This window comes from Mesorhizobium sp. WSM1293, assembly GCF_000513875.1.
GTDB lineage: Bacteria > Pseudomonadota > Alphaproteobacteria > Rhizobiales > Rhizobiaceae > Mesorhizobium > Mesorhizobium ciceri.
Genome location: NZ_AZUV01000016.1, coordinates 25,788 through 41,744, shown reverse-complemented (window position 1 = coordinate 41,744; position 15,957 = coordinate 25,788). Strand labels below are relative to the sequence as shown.

Genomic DNA, 15,957 nt, shown 5'->3' with positions numbered 1-15,957 from the left:
TCACTCCGGCGCATGGCAGACGGCCTCGACGTTGTTGCCGTCGGGATCGAGGACGAAGGCGCCATAGTAGTCCGGGTGATAGTGCGGGCGCAGGCCCGGCCCGCCATTGTCCTTGCCGCCGGCGGCAAGCGCCGCAGCATAGAAGGCTTCGACCTCGGCGCGGCTGCGCGCGGTGAAGGCGACGTGCTGATGGGCCTTTTGACCATCCTTGCCTTCCTGCAGCCAGAATACCGGCCGATCGCGACCGTAGCCACCCACCTTTTTACCGCCGGTGTATTCCAGCGGCACCATATACAACAGCGCGGCACCAAGCGGCGCCATCGCCTTGTCATAGAAAGCCTTCGAAGCGTCGAAATCGGCAACGTTGATGCCGAGATGATCGATCATCTTTTTACCTCCCAGGTGGTGATGCGTTCGCCTGTGACCGGGTCCTTGCCGTCCTTCAACTGTATCCCCTGGGCCAGCAGGTCGTCGCGGATGCGGTCGGCTTCGGCCCAGTTCTTGGCGGCGATGAACGCGAGACGCTTGGCGATGGCCTTGCCGACGTGGCCTTCATCAACCTTCGCCGACGCGACGTCGAAGCCGAGGAACAGCAGCGACGCCTTCAGCGATGCAGCGGCATCGTTGCCGTCCATTGCCTCGCCGGCCAACTGGGTCAGGACCTGGAAGGTGGCATAGGTGGCGAGATCGTCCGACAAGGCGTCGATGATCTCCACGGGCACCTGTCCCGCCGCCGTCGGCGCGAGGTCGGCCCCCCGCTTCCATTTTCGCAGGGTGTTCTCGGCCTCTTCCAGCTTGCGCACGGAAAAGTCGATCGGCTCGCGATAATGCGTCATCAGCATCGCCAGCCGCAGCACCTCGCCCGGCCATTTGCGGCCGCCGAAGGTCTCGGTCTCCAGGAGTTCGTTGATCGAGTAGAAGTTGCCGAGGCTCTTCGACATTTTCTGCCCTTCGACCTGCAGGAAGCCGTTGTGCATCCAGATGTTGGCCATCATTTCGGTGCCATGGGCGCAACGCGACTGGGCGATCTCGTTTTCATGGTGCGGGAAGATCAGGTCGAGGCCGCCGCCATGGATGTCGAAGACCTCGCCGAGATAGGCGGCCGACATCGCCGAGCATTCGATGTGCCAGCCCGGCCGACCCCTGCCCCATGGCGAATTCCAGCCCGGCTCCTCCGGTGACGACAACTTCCAGAGGACAAAATCGCCGGGATTTTTCTTATGCGCGTCGACGGCGACGCGAGCACCGGCCTGCTGCTCGTCGAGATTGCGCTTCGACAGCTGGCCGTAGTCGGGCATCGACGCCGTGTCGAACAGGACTTCGCCCGCAGCAACATAGGCATGGCCGCGTTCGATCAGGCTTTGAATCAAGGTGATCATGTCGACCTTGCCGTCGGCACGGGGCTCGACGAATTCGGTGGCGCGCGGCTCGACCGTCGGCGCCAGGCAGCCGAGAACCGCCACGTCGCTGTGGAACTGGCCGGCGGTCTTTTCGGTGACCCGCCTGATCGCCTCATTCAACGACAGCGTGCCGGAAGCGATCTCGCCGCCGAAATCGCGCAAAGCGCGCGCATTGATCTTGTCGTCTACGTCGGTGATGTTGCGCACATAGGTGACGTGCGTCTGCCCATAGAGATGGCGCAGCAAGCGGAACAGCACGTCGAAGACGATCACCGGCCTGGCATTGCCGATATGAGCAAAGTCGTAGACGGTCGGGCCGCAGACATACATGCGCACGTTCAGCGGATCGATCGGGACGAAATCCTCTTTCGTCCGCGTCAGCGTGTTGTAGAGGCGCAGGCCCTGCGATGCGTCGGACATTCGTGCCTTCCCGGTTCAGAACTCAATTCGACGAAGCCAGCCCTGCGCGAACGCAAATCAGGCTCCAGCCTGCTGGCCGGGGCGTTTGTCCAATCTGGGGAAAGATGAGGCGAAAACGTCCGGACCAGCGCGAGGCTAGCCAATAATGCAAATGCCACAAATGGCGAAAGACGTTTTCATGGGCGGCTTTATCGCCTTGGCTTGTGTTGCCGTCAAGTCGCAAGTTTCGGCAAAACCGTCGCTGGGTCACAGGTAATGATGCACTGAAACATTTTATTAAACATGTCGGCACAGTCATGAAACATTCGCCGGCTAGATCAGCAGGCGTCACGATTTGGTCAGAATCGGCCATCAAACGCAGACACGAAAATGTTACCAGGGAAGAGAGACATGCCCCGAACCAAGCAGGAAGCCAACCGCGCCAAGCAGCCGGCGCTGGCCAACCACTATCGCGCAATCGGCCCGGCCGCGATCGTCGCCGCCCTTCTCCATACCGCCAAGAAGAAAAAGCCGGCGCAGAAGATCGTTTCGCCCCGCGCTGCCTGAAGGGATGGGCGGCCGGCGCCAATGGCGCCAGAAATGAAGGCGCCGACGCGCGCGCCCTCTGCTAGAACAACGTCATCTGACTGTCGTCCGCGCCGGACTTCTGGCGCTTGACCTTCTCGGGCTCCGGCCCGATCTCGCCCCGCTCCTGAATCTCCGGTCCGGTGTTGGCGACCTTGTTGACGAGGTCGGAGACCGGAATTGCCTCGAAGAAATCGAGCTGTGCCGGTCGCAACAGATCGGCGACATCGCGCGGTTCGAGCGTGCGGCAATCCAGCCAACGTGCGAAATCCCTGGGATCGATCACCACCGGCATGCGGTCGTGGATATGCGCGATGTCGGCATTGGCGTTGATGGTCAGGATGGCGCCGGTGTCCATTTCCGAACCGCCCGGCTCGGCATAGGTCTCGATCAGCCCGGCGAAGGCAACCAACCCGCCATGCCTGGGGCGTATCCAGTAAGGCTGCCCCTTCTTGCCACCGGTTTGCCGCCATTCATAAAAGCCGGACGCCGGCACCAAAGCGCGGCGATGGCGCATGGCGGCCTTGAACGACGCCTTTTCGGCAGCCCCTTCGGAGCGCGCGTTGAACAGCAGCGGAAACTCGCGTGTATCCTTCACCCAGGTCGGGATCAGCCCCCAGCGCACCAGCATTGGCTGCCGGTCCGGCAGATTGGAGCCCGGCGCCTGCGGAGGGCCGGCGACCGCCATCAGGATCGGCTGCGTCGGGGCGATGTTGTAGCGCGCCGGGAAATCCTCAAGCCCCGCCACGTCCAGAAAGGCAGCGGTCTGATCCGGCGTCGCGGTCAAGGCGAAACGTCCGCACATGGTCGATTGGTGCCCTTCGAAAGGTTCGGTTTCTGAAAGTGGCGATGGAACCGGCGTTGCGCAACCGCTAAAACTTGTCCACGCTGGCCGGTCCACAACTGACCGGCCTTCAGCCTGATTGGGAATCCATGAACGAAGCGCGCAAAATACTTCCGGCAGTCTCGGTCGCCGTCGTGCGGGCAGACACCGTGCTTCTGGTCAAGCGAGCCCGGCAACCGTCGCAAGGGCTCTATGCCTTTCCGGGCGGCAAGGTCGAGCCTGGTGAGACGCTGGGGGCAGCGGCAGAGCGCGAACTTCAGGAAGAAACCGGTTTGCGTGCCACAAATTATCGCCCGCTGCGGGAAATCCACATCGACGGCCGGGATGACAGCCACCCGGTCGATTATCTCCTCACAGTCTTCGGCGCCGCCTATGCCGGCGGCGAGGCCGTGGCCAGCGACGATGCGGAGACGGCGGCCTTCTATACGCTCAGCGAGATGGCGGCGCTGCCGCTGGCAGGCTCGGTATTCGCGGTCGCCGAAGACTTGTTGGCCCCCGGCGGAAACGCCGGACTGCTGTCCTGAAATCAACTTGCGGGCGACAAATTGTTCGCCACAAAGACTTATGCTGTTTAGCAGAGCCACGCAGCTGGTAGAGAAGGCTTATGAATCGTCCATCCATGCTCCTCGCCGTGTGTCTTGCGGTCGGCGCGACCGTTTCGATACGGCCCGCGCTCAGCGCCGAGTCGCCGTTCGAGCCCGGGTTGATGCGGCTGGCGGAGGTTCTGGGCTCGCTGCATTTCCTGCGCAATCTGTGCGGCGAGAAGGGCGACCAGTGGCGTGTCGAGATGACAAAACTGCTCGATTCGGAAAATCCGGACGCCGAGCGGCGCGCCCGCTTCATTGCCAGCTTCAATCGCGGCTACCGCTCCTTCGGCGGCACCTATACGAGGTGCACGCCCTCGGCGACCGAAGCCATCAGCCGCTACATGAAGGAAGGCGAGACGCTGTCTCGCGACATCGCCTCGCGTTACGGCAACTAATGCATGTCGCCCAAAAGTGGCTGCGGTTTTGGGAGAACGACACGCATAAAAACGAAAACCTAAAGCGCCTCGCCTGAATCCGTTCAAACGCGGCGCGCTTTAGGCACTCGCTCATCGACAACTATCCGAACCATTGCTGGGTACAGCCGATATATCGGCTTGTGCCAGGCGATATCTTGGTGCAATCCTCATGTTGCACTTCTGCAACAGTATTAACGAAACCTTACCGCGCGAAAGCGGAATTAACTCAAACTGAAGGTTTTCGCCCCGCAGGCCGCCCCAATCGGCTAAGTTTGACTCGAACTGAACGCAGCTTCGCACAAGGCAATCGGGCTTTGTAAAAGACGATCAAAAAAATGTCGTATTTACAAATACTTAATTGTCCCTGCGTGTGAAATGAACAGATCAGGCCTGATCCACATCAATGGATCGCAGCTTGAAAGGGTGGACATTCGCTTATGGAACATGGTGTCAACGACATCGACGCGCTGGTCAGGGAAGAAAAACGCTTGACCGCCGTGGAAAGCCACAGCGAGGCCTGGGCGGAAGGTCTCTCCGCCGGGATAGAGCCCGAGATCATTGCCGAAGCAGCGCTCGAAACAGCCTTCGGCGAGATGTTGCGTGCCAATGGCGAGACCTCGGCCCTTGCCCTGCTCGACCGTATGCGTGAAAAGGTGATTGCTGGCGCCTTCGAACCTGAACGGCTGCGGCACTGAACCGACGTCCGGTTCTTTGACGGCAATATGCCGCTCGGGCGTCATGCCCGTAAGCAGGGAGAAACGGGCAGTGAGTTTTTCGATGTCAGGCAAGCCGCGTGGCTTGGTCCTTCGCATCTCTTTCGCCGCTTGCTGTGCCGCGATTCCCCTGGTTGTGTGTCTCGCGAGCAGCCCCGCCTATGCGCTGAGCGAAATCAAGCGCGAAGAGCTCCCCCCGACGGTCACACCGCCGGCCGACGACATGTCGCCCCCCGGAAGCACCGTGCCAATGCCCAACCCGGTCGGGACGCCGCCGCCGTCTAGCCAGCCGACTGCTCCTGCCGAAGCCGAGCCGGACAGTCCGGCGGATGGCGGCGTGACCAGGCCACGCGTCGATCCGGACACGCCGGTGCCCGAGGTCATCTACGATCTCGGCAAGCTGCCGGAACCAGTGCGGCGCATGCATGATTTGATCGTCGAAGCCTGCAAGGGCGGCGATATCGAAAAGTTGCGGCCGTTGATCGGCACGGGCGACAACACAACGCAATTGTCCCTAACCGACATTGATGGCGATGCCGTCGCCTTCCTCAAGGGCCTCTCGGGCGACCCGGACGGCCAGGAAATCCTGGCCATCCTGGAGGAGGTGCTTGATGCCGGCTACGTCCACCTCGATGCCGGCACGCCACAAGAGCTCTATGTGTGGCCGTATTTCTTCGCCCTCCCGCTGGACAAGCTGGACGCCAAGCAGCGGGTCGAACTGTTCAAGATCGTCACCGCTGGCGATTTCGACGACATGAAGCAGTTCGGCGCCTATATTTTCTATCGCGTCGGTATCACCCCTAGCGGACAATGGTCGTTCTTCGTCGCCGGGGATTGAGAGCGGCTCTTCCCACCCACGGGGGTAGGGAGCCTAGCGGGGCAATGCCTCAGAAAACTCCACCGCCCTACCCTGGCTTGGCGTGGCGATCTCGCCTTCCCACATCACGCGGCGGCCGCGAATGACGGTGCCGACCGGCCAGCCGACCACTTCTCTCCCGTCATAAGGCGTCCAGCCGGCTTTCGAGCCGGCCTGCGCATTGGTGATGGTCTGGCGCCGCTTCATATCGACGATGGTGAAGTCGGCGTCGTAGCCGGCAGCGATGCGGCCCTTTCTCGCCATGCCGAAGATCCGCTGCGGGCCGTGGCTAGACAGGTCGACAAAGCGCTGCAAGGTCAGCCGGCCGGCATTGACGTGGTCGAGCATGATCGGCACCAGCGTCTGCACGCCGGTCATCCCCGACGGTGAGGCCGGATAGGGCTTTGCCTTCTCGGCCAGCGTGTGCGGCGCGTGGTCGGAGCCGAGCACATCGACGATGCCTTGCGCAATGCCATGCCAGACGCCATCGCGATGGCGCGCGGCACGCACCGGCGGGTTCATCTGGATCAGCGTGCCAAGCCTGAGATAGTCGTCGGCGCTCAGCGTCAAATGATGTGGCGTCGCCTCGCAGGTCGCGACATCCTTGTGTTGTTCGAGGAACACAATCTCCTCGGCGGTCGAGATGTGTAGAACATGGATGCGGGCACGGGCGTTTCGCGCAATGCGTACCAGCCGTTCGGTACAGCGCAAGGCGGCGATCTCGTCGCGCCAGACAGGGTGCGATGCCGGGTCGCCTTCGATGCGTTCGCCAAGGCGCTCGCGCAGCCGGAATTCGTCTTCCGAATGAAAGGCGGCGCGCCGGCGCGTGTTTCTCAGGATCGACGCCACGCCCTCGTCATCCTCGACCAGCAGGTCGCCAGTGGACGAGCCCATGAAAACCTTGATCCCGGCCGCACCCGGCAGCCGCTCAAGCTCGCCGACATCCCCGGCATTCTCGCGGGTGCCGCCGACCCAGAAGGCGAAATCGCAATGCATGCGCCCCGTGCCGCGCCGGACCTTGTCGGCAAGCGTTGCCTCGCTGGTGGTCAGCGGATTGGTGTTGGGCATCTCGAACACGGCGGTGACGCCGCCAAGCACGGCAGCGCGCGAACCCGTTTCCAAATCTTCCTTGTGCTCCAGTCCCGGCTCGCGAAAATGCACCTGGCTGTCGACGACACCCGGCAGGATATGCAGGCCGCGGCAGTCGATCGTCTCGCCGGCCGAGGCGTGGCGGAGATCGCCGATGGCAGCGATGCGCCCGTCCTTCACGCCGATGTCGCGAGCCCCTTCGCCGTCATGGTTGACCACTGTGCCGCCTGTCAGGATGAGGTCGTAGATCATGGCCATGCTCTCTTGCGGGGGGAGTGCCAGCGGCTTACGTAAAGGCCGACCATTTTGCAAGATCAGGTTGCTTTTCCGCCCATGCCCTGTGCCCAGCTCAAAGACCGCGCCCTCATTTCCGTATCAGGTCCGGATGCCGAGCATTTTTTGCAGAACATCCTGACCACCGATCTCGACATCCTGGCTCCCGGCGAAGCCAAACCCGGTGCGCTGCTGACGCCGCAAGGCAAGATCCTGTTCGATTTCCTGATCTCCCGCACCGGCGAGAATGCATTCCGGCTCGAATGCCGTGCCGACATATCGGACGATTTCGTACGCCGGCTGACGCTCTACAAACTGCGCGCCAAGGTCGAGATTACCAAATCCGATCAGGCGTTTGTCACCGTCGCGTGGGGACATGAATCAACACCCTCACAATCTGATTCAACGGCGGCCGCCGACACACGCTTTCCGAAGGGTGCCGTCACGCGTTCCTATGGCGAAACGGATGAGCCCGGCGATCTTGCCGCGTGGCAAGCCTTCCGCATTGTCGGCGGCATTGCCGAAAGCGGCAGCGACTACCAACTCGGAGACGCCTTCCCCCACGATGTGCTGCTGGACGAAACCGGCGGCATCGGCTTCAAGAAGGGCTGCTATGTCGGCCAGGAGGTCGTCTCGCGCATGCAGCATCGCGGCACGGCCAGGCGGCGCGTGCTGATTGCATCGGCCGACAGGCCCCTGCCCGCGCCCGGCACCGAACTGACCGTCGCAGGCAGGCCGGTTGGCACGCTCGGCTCGACCGTAGACACGACCGGTCTGGCCATTGCGCGCATCGACCGGGTCAAGGCGGCGCTCGATGCCGGCCAGCCGATCATGGCCGGGGACGTTCCGGTAACGCTGGCCATTCCCGGTTGGGCAAAATTCGCCTTCCCGCAGGAAGCCGTCAGCGCGGAGGAGGCCTGATGGCGGCCGACCGCGTCGGCGCGCCGGCACGCGCCTGGCAGCGCATGCTGTCGGGCCGCCGGCTCGATTTGCTCGACCCCTCGCCGCTCGACATCGAGATTTCGGACATTGCGCACGGGCTCGCCCGCGTTGCCCGCTGGAACGGCCAGACCAGCGGCGAGCATGCGTTTTCGGTCGCCCAGCACTCGCTGCTGGTCGAAGCGCTGTTCTGCGACCTGGTGCCCGAGGCTTCGGCCGACGCCCGGCTGGCGGCCCTGCTGCACGACGCCCCCGAATATGTCATCGGCGACATGATCTCGCCGTTCAAATCGGTGATGGGCGGCAGCTACAAGGATTGTGAGTTACGGCTGCAGCGCGCCATCCATCTGCGCTTCTCGCTGCCTCCGGAACCAAGTGCTGCGCTGCGCAAGGAGATCAAGCGCGCCGACCAGATCGCCGCCTATTTCGAGGCAACGCTGCTCGCCGGCTTTTCGACCGCCGAGGCGACCGAGTTCTTCGGCCGTCCGCGCGGCTTCAATGCCGACCGCTTCGATTTCACGCCACGTTCGGTGACCTGGGCGCAGAACGCGTTTCTGAAACGGTTTTCGGCGATCGAGACGTCGCGGCATCAGGTTTCGGCGACCGCAATCGGCTAAAGCGCGTCGCGCTGAAACGGATTCACGCGACGCGCTTTAGGTCTTTGTCTTTATGCATGTCATTCCCCCAAAACCGAGGTCACTTTTGGGCGACATGCATTAAAACGCTAAATTAACCAGCGGCGACCACAGTAGCTTGTTCGATCACGGTCCGCAGGCGCGCTCATGCCCGTCGCTGATGCCAAGGATGGTTCGGCCGTCCCGAAACGGGAGGCCGAAGGCATGGACCGCTCCCGCCACATGGAAGACGAACTGCGGGAGCAGAACCAACGCTTTTCGGCTGCGGTCGAGAACATGTCGCACGGCCTGTGCATGTTCGACGCCGACGAGCGGATGATCATCTGCAACGGCAACTACCTACACATCTTTTGCCTCGACGCCAGGGTGATAAGGCCCGGCATCCGGTTCCTCGACATTCTGCGCCACAGCGTCGATATCGGCGTCGCCTCGCAAACCGCCGACGAACTCTACGCCATCCGCAAGCCCTATATCGATCAGGCGAAGCCCTCGACCTACGAAGAAACACTGTCGGACGGCCGCATCGTCAGCATCTCGCACCGCCCTCTGGCTCTGGGCGGCTGGGTTTCGATCTATGAAGACATCACCGAGCAGCGCCGCGCGCAAGAGGATCTCAAGGAGCAGCACCGCCGCTTCGACGCAGCGCTCGCCAACATGTCGCAAGGCTTGCTGATGTATGACGCCGACGGCAAGATGATCGTGCGCAACCGGCGTTTTCTGGAGCTCTACAAGGTCACCCCGGCGGACTTTCCGCTTGGAACGACGCACCGCGACGCGCTGGAACGGTTGCTGGAACTCGGCATCTATACGAAGATCGATGTCGACAGCGAAGTCGCCAAGACCGAAGCCTGTCTGGCGGCGGCAAAAATGCATTCGGCCTATCGGCATCTTACCGACGGCAGGACGGTTTTGGTCACACGTCGGCCGATGGATGGCGGCGGCTGGGTGGTGACCTTCGACGACGTCACCGAACGTCGCCGCACCGAAGAGCGCATGACCCATCTTGCGCATCACGACACGCTGACGGGATTGCCCAACCGCTCGATGTTTCGCGAACGGCTCGACCTTGCGCTGGAGGACACGGCGGCCACGCCGCTGGCGATCTTCTCGCTCGATCTCGATCGCTTCAAGGCAGTCAACGACACCTGGGGACATCCGGCCGGCGACTGGCTGCTGAAGAGCGTGGCCGAGCGGCTGCAGCGCTGCCTGCATAATGAAAACGACGTCGTTGCCCGCTTCGGCGGCGACGAATTCGTCATCATCCAGTTCAATTTCAAGGGCATTGCCAATGCTGAAAAACTCGCGAAGCGCATCGTCGAGACAATCGGAAAACCGTTCCGCGACAAGAGCCGCGAGATGCATATCGGCATCAGCCTGGGCATCGCGGTTTTCCCCAACGACGGCGGAGACGCCGACACGCTGCTGAGGAACGCGGATACAGCGCTTTACCGGGCGAAGAGCGAAGGCCGCAATCTGTATCGGTTCTTCGAACCCGGAATGGACGCAATGGTACAGGCACGGCGTGCGTTGGAGGTCGACCTCGGGACCGCACTGTCGCGCCAGGAATTCGACCTCGATTTCCAACCCATCATGAACATCGCCTCCGGCGAGATCGTCGGCGCGGAAGCCTTGATGCGCTGGCATTCCCCAGAACGTGGCATGGTGGCGCCGGACAGCTTCATTCCGGTCGCCGAAGAAACCGGATTGATCGTGCCGCTTGGAGAATGGGCGCTGAGGAAAGCCTGCACGGCGGCGGCACGGTGGCCCGCCGGCCTGCGCGTCGCGGTCAATGTCTCGGCCGTGCAACTTAAAAGCGGCAGCTTCGCCCGCAGCGTCATCTCGGCGCTGGCTTTCTCCGGCGTGCCAGCCGGTCGGTTGGAACTGGAGATCACCGAAACCGTGCTGATGGATGAAAGCGAGGTGGTGCTAAGGACGCTGCGGCAGTTGCGTGAACTCGGCATCCGCATCGCGCTGGACGATTTCGGCACCGGCTATTCGTCGCTCGGCTACCTCAGGCGTTTTCCTGTCGACAAGATCAAGATCGACCGTTCGTTCATCCACGATTTGGGCAATCGCGACACCGCGGCGATCGTTCGCACCGTCATCGGGCTGGGTGCCGAGCTTGGCATCACTGTCACCGCCGAGGGGGTCGAGACCGAGGTGCAACTCGACATCCTGCGCAGCAATGGCTGCACCGAGGCGCAGGGCTTTCTGATCGGCGCGCCGTCAAAGGCGGCCGAGATCCAGCGTCTGTTGAGATCCCGGGCGCCGCACAGCCAGACCGGCTAGGCCGGCCATCGTCAATGCAGCGTCTCGATGTACTTTTCGTGGAAGCTGACATAGCCGGGCTCGACCACCTTGAGATGCCGCTCGATCAGCGCATGAAACCGCGGCAGTTGATGAAACGGCACGCCGGGATAGGCATGATGCTCGGCATGGAACGGCATGTTCCACGCCAGCTTGCGGACCAGCCAGTTGGTCAATGTGGTCCTGGTGTTCTCCAGCATGTTGGCGACGAACGGACAGCGACCATGCTCGGCCAAGAGATAGAGGCGCAGAAACGGCTGCCCCAACAGAGCGGGCAAAATCCAGACATAGACAAGCACCGAGAGCCGGAAATAGACGGCCAGCAGAAGGAGCACGGCATAAAAGGCAATCATGGCGCGTGCCTCGATGCGCACCTTGTCATAGCCCTTTGGCGGAACGTAGCTTTCGCGACCACGATCCGCGGCGTTGGCATAAAGCGTCTTGATGTGGCCCCACCATAACGGGATGCCGGATATGTGGACGAGGTATTGCCGCCATGTCTCCGGCTTGGGGAACGCCAGTTCCGGGTCATTGTCGGGATCTTGCGTGTATCGATGGTGGGCAAAGTGGAAGTAGCGGAACCAGTCCGCCGGCAGCGCGATCGCCAGGCTGCACACCCGCGCCACGACATCGTTCAGCCGCTGCGCCTCAAAGGCCGTGCGATGAACCGTCTCGTGCAGCAGCGTGAACAGAAACACGATGAGGAGACCTTGCGGCAGCATCAGCAGCGGCCAGAACGGCACTTTGGCGGCGATCAGCGATCCGAGGATCACGATCGCACCCCAATGAGCGGCAAGCTGAACGAGGCCCGCGGCATCAGACTTGGCGGTCAGCCGGTTGCGCTCCTCCTGCGTCAACGATGAAATTACGTCGCGATGATCCACGGGCTTCGATCCAGGCTGGGATTTGATAGAATCCACTGTAGCGCATGAAAAACCTTTCCAAAAATGACGATTTCTGCGATTTAGATAAGCTGAACTTATCTATTCGGTGATCATGGCCGTACTTCCCTCTCTCAAAGGACTTCAGGCTTTCGAGGCTGCGGCCCGTACAGGCAGCTTTGCGGGGGCGGCGGAAGAGCTTTCTGTATCCGCCGCCGCCGTCAGCCAGCTCATCCGCACCGTCGAGGAGCAGATGGACCGCAAGCTGTTCCATCGCGTCAACCGGCGCGCCGTCCTCACCGAGGCCGGCGTCGAGATGCTGCCCAGGCTGACCATGGCCTTCCAGGAGATCGGCAGCGTCGCGCGCCAGCTGGGCGGCGATGCGTTCCGCCCGCGCCTCGTGGTGTCGGTGCCGCCATCCATGGCCATGGGTTGGCTTTCGCAGCGTCTCGCTGGTTTTGTCTCAAGCCATGGCGCCGTCGACATATCGCTCAGAGGCGAGGATGACCCGGTGCCGTTCGACCGTGAGTTGATCGACATCAGGCTCACTTATGGCCCGCACTATCGCGAGCACCCGACCGAGGACATCGTCCAGGACGCGGTCTATCCCGTGTGTGCACCCGGGCTGGCCGACACGATCAAACCCGAAGGCCTCGCCAGCCTGCCGCTTATCCATACCGGCTGGGGACCGACCGGTGCGGCCTTTCCGTCCTGGCACAACTGGTTCGAGGCGGCCGCCATCGAACCCGGCCGGGCAGCGCAGCGCGGCCTCTCGGCCAACTCGTCGCGCGCGGCACTCGACCTTGCCATTTCGGGATTGGGCGTGGCGCTGGCGCAAGGGATCTACTGTGCCGAGGCGCTGGAGGACGGCCTACTTGTCAGGCCCCTCGCCCAGATGGTCGAGCTGCGCCAGCCCTATTGCCTGACGATCCCGGAGCGCAGCGCCAGACGCGATGTCGTGGACGCGTTTCGCCAGTGGCTGATCGACGAGTGCCGGCGCGCAGTCGGCTCGCCGGCACTGCGTTGAGGTGACACGCGGCAATCGTCAGAGGTGCCCGCTCAATGCCTCAGCCATGTCCTTGTTTGTCGCCACGGGGATGATCTCGAATTCCACCAGATCCGCCCATTCGATGACCCAACGCTGCAGCAGCGTGACGTCATCGGCCTCCACCAGCAGGAAGCAGCGGCTCATGTCCGCCGCGATCCAGCTGTGGTGCACGAGAAGCTCGTCCGGTTTAAGGCGGCCGCGGTCGCGAAAGCGGCGATAGATCTCCTTGCGATCACAGCCGGTGAAGTCCTCGATCACGATAAATTGCATGTCCTACCCTACCGCCCCGGCCGGTCCAACCGCTCCAGGAACCACTGCGTCAGCCGCACCCAGACCTCGTCCTTCTCACCGGAATCCTCCCAGCCATGGTCGAGGTTGGGATTGTCATTCACCTCGATGACGAAGACGCCGTCCTTGGTCTCCTTGAGGTCGACGCCATAGAGCCCGTCGCCGATGCAGCGCGCCGCCTTCACTGCCGTCTCGACGACATGCGCCGGCGTTTCCTTCAGCGTGAAGGTCTTGATGCCGCCCTGGTCGGGCTTGCCGTTGGCCTTGTGGTTGACGATCTGCCAGTGCTTCTTGGCCATCAGATAGTGCACGGCAAACAGCGGCTGGCCGCCGAGCACGCCGACACGCCAGTCATATTCGGTCGGAATGAATTTCTGCGCGATCAGAAGGTCGGAATCCTCCAGCCATTCGGTGGCGAGCGTCTTCAGTTCCTCGAAGTTGGCGCATTTCTTGACGCCGCGCGAGAACGACGAATCCGGGATCTTCAGCACCAGCGGAAAGCCCAGCGTCTGCGCCGCCAGTTCGAGATCCGAGGTGCCGGCGATCATCACCGTCGGCGGCACCGGCACCTTGTTGTAGGCCATCAGCTCGTTGAGATAGACCTTGTTGGTGCAGCGGATCATCGACAGTGGATCGTCGATCACCGGCATGCCTTCCTGCTGGGCGCGGCGGGCGAAACGATAGGTGTGGTTGGAGATCGAGGTGGTCTCGCGGATGAACAGCGCGTCGTAATTGGCGAGCTTGGCCAGGTCCCGCTTGGTGATCGGCTCGATTTCGACGCCCATCTTCTCGGCGATCTTGGCCCAATAGCGCAGCGACGAGATCTCCGAGGGCGGCAATTCCTCATGCGGGTCGACCAGCGTGGCGAAGGTGTAGCGCGCCGGCGTACGGCCCTTGGTGTCGCGCCACTCCCGGTTGGTGTAGGTTTCCAGGCACTGGATGAAGCTTTTTTCCTCGTCCTCGGTCATCCGCGCCAATGGATGAAAGCCGATCTTGCGGATCGAGGCCCATTCGGCGCTGTCCTTGATGTGGACTTCGAGCGCCGGTGCGCGGAACCAATCGAACAACAGCTTGGCGAAACGGTCCCAGATTTTCGACGGCCCGATGCCGAAGAAGATGCAGACCTTTTGCGGAAAGGCGCCACCAAGATCCTTGCGGCATTTGTTGAGCGCCAGTTCCAGTTCCGGCAGCGCGTGCTCATAGAGCTTGCGTTCCGACAGGTCGATCATCGTCTCGACGGTCGGGATCACCTTGTGGCCGCGCGAGCTTGCCAGCAGCGAGGCATAGTAGCCGCGGCTCTGGTAGGCGTAATTGTTCGACAGGTTGATGACCTTCGGCCGCTGGCCGCGAAACAATGACGGATGCGCGAGATAGTCGCGATTGGTGATGATCTTGTGCGGTGTCGCCACCTGGTCGAGATCGCTCTGCCTGCCGGTAAGGATGACCCAGGTCATTGTCTGTCACGCTTTCCCAGAGTGATGGCGGCACGCAGTCCATCGCGACCGAACTGCGCCATGTTCATGAAGATGCCGTAAGGCACGGGAATGTTGGCTGCATCAAGGATGGTCTCCTGCCTTTCATCCTCGACCCAAGGGTCGTGGATCAGGATATGGTCGCCGTCATCGCCGATCGCCAGCACCCAGTGCGGCACCTTCTTGCCGAACATCAGGAAGCCGCTGATCAGCACCAGCACCAGCTTTCCCCCAGCGATCGCAGCGCGGATATCGTCGATTGTGAATGCACGGTAATTCACCGGGATGCCGTAAAGTTCCGCGCGTCGGCGAAAGTCGACCTGCGCCAGTTCCATTACCCTGCGCTTGTCCTCGCTGCGCACCGATTGCAGGAACAGCGCGCCATAGAAGGAGACGTAGATCTCCACCGCGAGCCCGCTCTCGTAGCCCGAGACAGCGAGGCCGAACGGCTCGCAACCGCCGGGACCCGACATCATGAAGACGGTCGTCGCTTCACGCCACAGGCGGATTTCCATGACCGGATCCGGCACGAAGCCGCGATCGAAATTGGCCATCGCCATCATCAGGCAGCACGGACCGCAGGTGAATTCGCAGGTCTGCGGGTAGAACGGCACCTTGGTGGCGATCGGAATGTCGCCACGCAAGGTTTTTTCGTAGCGAAGTGCCGTTTCGCCATCCTCATAGTAGCCGGGCTCACGCCCGATCTTGCGATAACCGGCCCGTTCGTAGATGCGGATCGCGCGGCTGTTGTCTTCGCGAACTTCGAGACGCAGCATCATGCGGTCGTGCTCGAAGGCGGCATCTTCGGCGGATCCGAGCAGGATGCGGCCGACACCCAGCCCGCCGAAAAACGGACTGGTCGCAATCGAGTAGAGGCGCGCCACGCCGCTGCCTTTGCGAAACAGCACGATCGCATAACCGGCCACGCGGCCGTCGACTTCGGCGACCAGCGTCTCGGCGGTTTCACGCTCGATGAACAGTCGGAAGGAGCGGCGGGAAATACGGTCGCTTGAGAAAACAGCTTTCTCGATGGCGGCGAGATCATCGACGTCAGACGCGCGGGCCGTGCGGATCTCGGCAGGCATGCGGCTTCAGAAAACCTCGATTGGTGGTGGAAATGGCCCTACTCGAACACGTCCTTGACGCCAACCAGGGCGTTGGGAAAACCGGCGTCCACCTGGGCGCACGAAGTCCGCTCCACCACCTTGAATCTTCGCCTCGTTTT

The 15,957-nt window shown here is 62.2% G+C and carries 17 protein-coding genes; 9 read left to right on the top strand and 8 right to left on the bottom strand.

The genetic code is table 11. From position 1 onward, the window contains the following. Both M729_RS0120500 and cysS read right to left on the bottom strand, forming a co-directional pair. Entirely contained in the window at positions 1-387 is a 387-nt protein-coding gene (locus M729_RS0120500; protein ID WP_013532560.1) for a VOC family protein, read from the bottom strand. Further along, entirely contained in the window at positions 384-1,820 is a 1,437-nt protein-coding gene (gene cysS / locus M729_RS0120495; RefSeq protein ID WP_027162677.1) for a cysteine--tRNA ligase, read from the bottom strand. The genes M729_RS0120500 and cysS overlap by 4 nt, the downstream gene beginning before the upstream one ends. A gap of 390 nt (positions 1,821-2,210) precedes the next feature. Between cysS and M729_RS1000000137440 the strand changes: the two genes are divergently transcribed. After that, on the top strand, positions 2,211-2,366 hold the full coding sequence (locus M729_RS1000000137440) for a hypothetical protein (protein WP_013532562.1): 156 nt from the start codon (positions 2,211-2,213) through the stop codon (positions 2,364-2,366). Positions 2,367-2,427: 61 nt separating this feature from the next. Here M729_RS1000000137440 and M729_RS0120485 read toward each other — a convergent pair whose 3' ends face one another. Further along, complete coding sequence (locus M729_RS0120485; protein WP_013532563.1) at positions 2,428-3,189, bottom strand: SOS response-associated peptidase; 762 nt, start codon at positions 3,187-3,189, stop codon at positions 2,428-2,430. Between the two features lie 128 nt (positions 3,190-3,317). Between M729_RS0120485 and M729_RS0120480 the strand changes: the two genes are divergently transcribed. From M729_RS0120480 to M729_RS0120465, 4 genes are all read left to right on the top strand, one after another. Next, positions 3,318-3,752, top strand: coding sequence for an NUDIX hydrolase (locus M729_RS0120480; protein ID WP_027162676.1), 435 nt, complete (start codon positions 3,318-3,320; stop codon positions 3,750-3,752). Positions 3,753-3,832: 80 nt separating this feature from the next. Further along, positions 3,833-4,210 (top strand): TIGR02301 family protein, encoded by a 378-nt coding sequence (locus M729_RS0120475; RefSeq protein WP_013532565.1) that lies wholly within the window; start codon positions 3,833-3,835, stop codon positions 4,208-4,210. A gap of 458 nt (positions 4,211-4,668) precedes the next feature. Continuing rightward, on the top strand, positions 4,669-4,926 hold the full coding sequence (locus tag M729_RS0120470) for a hypothetical protein (protein ID WP_008874920.1): 258 nt from the start codon (positions 4,669-4,671) through the stop codon (positions 4,924-4,926). Positions 4,927-4,996: 70 nt separating this feature from the next. Continuing rightward, complete coding sequence (locus tag M729_RS0120465) at positions 4,997-5,782, top strand: hypothetical protein (protein ID WP_027162675.1); 786 nt, start codon at positions 4,997-4,999, stop codon at positions 5,780-5,782. A gap of 33 nt (positions 5,783-5,815) precedes the next feature. Here the strand turns inward: M729_RS0120465 and M729_RS0120460 are convergent, their stop codons facing one another. Continuing rightward, complete coding sequence (locus tag M729_RS0120460) at positions 5,816-7,147, bottom strand: dihydroorotase (protein ID WP_027162674.1); 1,332 nt, start codon at positions 7,145-7,147, stop codon at positions 5,816-5,818. Positions 7,148-7,222: 75 nt separating this feature from the next. Here M729_RS0120460 and M729_RS0120455 point away from each other — a divergent pair, with 75 nt between their 5' ends. From M729_RS0120455 to M729_RS0120445, 3 genes are all read left to right on the top strand, one after another. After that, complete coding sequence (locus tag M729_RS0120455) at positions 7,223-8,083, top strand: folate-binding protein YgfZ (RefSeq protein ID WP_027162673.1); 861 nt, start codon at positions 7,223-7,225, stop codon at positions 8,081-8,083. Then, positions 8,083-8,718: an HD family hydrolase gene (locus M729_RS0120450; protein ID WP_013532569.1), complete on the top strand. Its 636-nt coding sequence runs from the start codon at positions 8,083-8,085 to the stop codon at positions 8,716-8,718. Before M729_RS0120455 ends, M729_RS0120450 begins: the two co-directional genes overlap by 1 nt. Before the next feature lie 165 nt (positions 8,719-8,883). Continuing rightward, a complete protein-coding gene (locus tag M729_RS0120445; protein ID WP_027162672.1) occupies positions 8,884-11,025 on the top strand; it encodes an EAL domain-containing protein in 2,142 nt (713 codons plus the stop codon). A gap of 11 nt (positions 11,026-11,036) precedes the next feature. Here M729_RS0120445 and M729_RS0120440 read toward each other — a convergent pair whose 3' ends face one another. Then, entirely contained in the window at positions 11,037-11,927 is an 891-nt protein-coding gene (locus tag M729_RS0120440) for a fatty acid desaturase family protein (protein WP_027162671.1), read from the bottom strand. A gap of 112 nt (positions 11,928-12,039) precedes the next feature. Between M729_RS0120440 and M729_RS0120435 the strand changes: the two genes are divergently transcribed. Continuing rightward, positions 12,040-12,951: a LysR substrate-binding domain-containing protein gene (locus M729_RS0120435; RefSeq protein WP_027162670.1), complete on the top strand. Its 912-nt coding sequence runs from the start codon at positions 12,040-12,042 to the stop codon at positions 12,949-12,951. Between the two features lie 18 nt (positions 12,952-12,969). Here M729_RS0120435 and M729_RS0120430 read toward each other — a convergent pair whose 3' ends face one another. The 3 genes from M729_RS0120430 to M729_RS0120420 are packed head-to-tail and all read right to left on the bottom strand — an operon-like array spanning position 12,970 to position 15,817. Beyond that, entirely contained in the window at positions 12,970-13,242 is a 273-nt protein-coding gene (locus M729_RS0120430; protein ID WP_013532573.1) for a DUF3303 family protein, read from the bottom strand. Positions 13,243-13,250: 8 nt separating this feature from the next. Then, on the bottom strand, positions 13,251-14,714 hold the full coding sequence (locus M729_RS0120425; protein ID WP_013532574.1) for a RimK family alpha-L-glutamate ligase: 1,464 nt from the start codon (positions 14,712-14,714) through the stop codon (positions 13,251-13,253). Next, positions 14,711-15,817, bottom strand: coding sequence for a peptidase C39 family protein (locus M729_RS0120420; protein ID WP_013532575.1), 1,107 nt, complete (start codon positions 15,815-15,817; stop codon positions 14,711-14,713). The genes M729_RS0120425 and M729_RS0120420 overlap by 4 nt, the downstream gene beginning before the upstream one ends. Positions 15,818-15,957 lie beyond the last annotated feature (140 nt).

Excerpts from the sequence above, each read along its gene's own strand:
- M729_RS0120435 (WP_027162670.1), top strand. The coding sequence starts at position 12,040 with ATGGCCGTACTTCCCTCTCTCAAAGGACTTCAGGCTTTCGAGGCTGCG.
- M729_RS0120455 (WP_027162673.1), top strand. The coding sequence starts at position 7,223 with ATGCCCTGTGCCCAGCTCAAAGACCGCGCCCTCATTTCCGTATCAGGT.
- M729_RS0120485 (WP_013532563.1), bottom strand. The coding sequence starts at position 3,189 with ATGTGCGGACGTTTCGCCTTGACCGCGACGCCGGATCAGACCGCTGCC.
- M729_RS0120430 (WP_013532573.1), bottom strand. The coding sequence starts at position 13,242 with ATGCAATTTATCGTGATCGAGGACTTCACCGGCTGTGATCGCAAGGAG.
- M729_RS0120475 (WP_013532565.1), top strand. The coding sequence starts at position 3,833 with ATGAATCGTCCATCCATGCTCCTCGCCGTGTGTCTTGCGGTCGGCGCG.
- M729_RS1000000137440 (WP_013532562.1), top strand. The coding sequence starts at position 2,211 with ATGCCCCGAACCAAGCAGGAAGCCAACCGCGCCAAGCAGCCGGCGCTG.
- cysS (WP_027162677.1), bottom strand. The coding sequence starts at position 1,820 with ATGTCCGACGCATCGCAGGGCCTGCGCCTCTACAACACGCTGACGCGG.
- M729_RS0120420 (WP_013532575.1), bottom strand. The coding sequence starts at position 15,817 with ATGCCTGCCGAGATCCGCACGGCCCGCGCGTCTGACGTCGATGATCTC.
- M729_RS0120425 (WP_013532574.1), bottom strand. The coding sequence starts at position 14,714 with ATGACCTGGGTCATCCTTACCGGCAGGCAGAGCGATCTCGACCAGGTG.
- M729_RS0120460 (WP_027162674.1), bottom strand. The coding sequence starts at position 7,147 with ATGGCCATGATCTACGACCTCATCCTGACAGGCGGCACAGTGGTCAAC.
- M729_RS0120450 (WP_013532569.1), top strand. The coding sequence starts at position 8,083 with ATGGCGGCCGACCGCGTCGGCGCGCCGGCACGCGCCTGGCAGCGCATG.
- M729_RS0120470 (WP_008874920.1), top strand. The coding sequence starts at position 4,669 with ATGGAACATGGTGTCAACGACATCGACGCGCTGGTCAGGGAAGAAAAA.
- M729_RS0120500 (WP_013532560.1), bottom strand. The coding sequence starts at position 387 with ATGATCGATCATCTCGGCATCAACGTTGCCGATTTCGACGCTTCGAAG.
- M729_RS0120480 (WP_027162676.1), top strand. The coding sequence starts at position 3,318 with ATGAACGAAGCGCGCAAAATACTTCCGGCAGTCTCGGTCGCCGTCGTG.
- M729_RS0120445 (WP_027162672.1), top strand. The coding sequence starts at position 8,884 with ATGCCCGTCGCTGATGCCAAGGATGGTTCGGCCGTCCCGAAACGGGAG.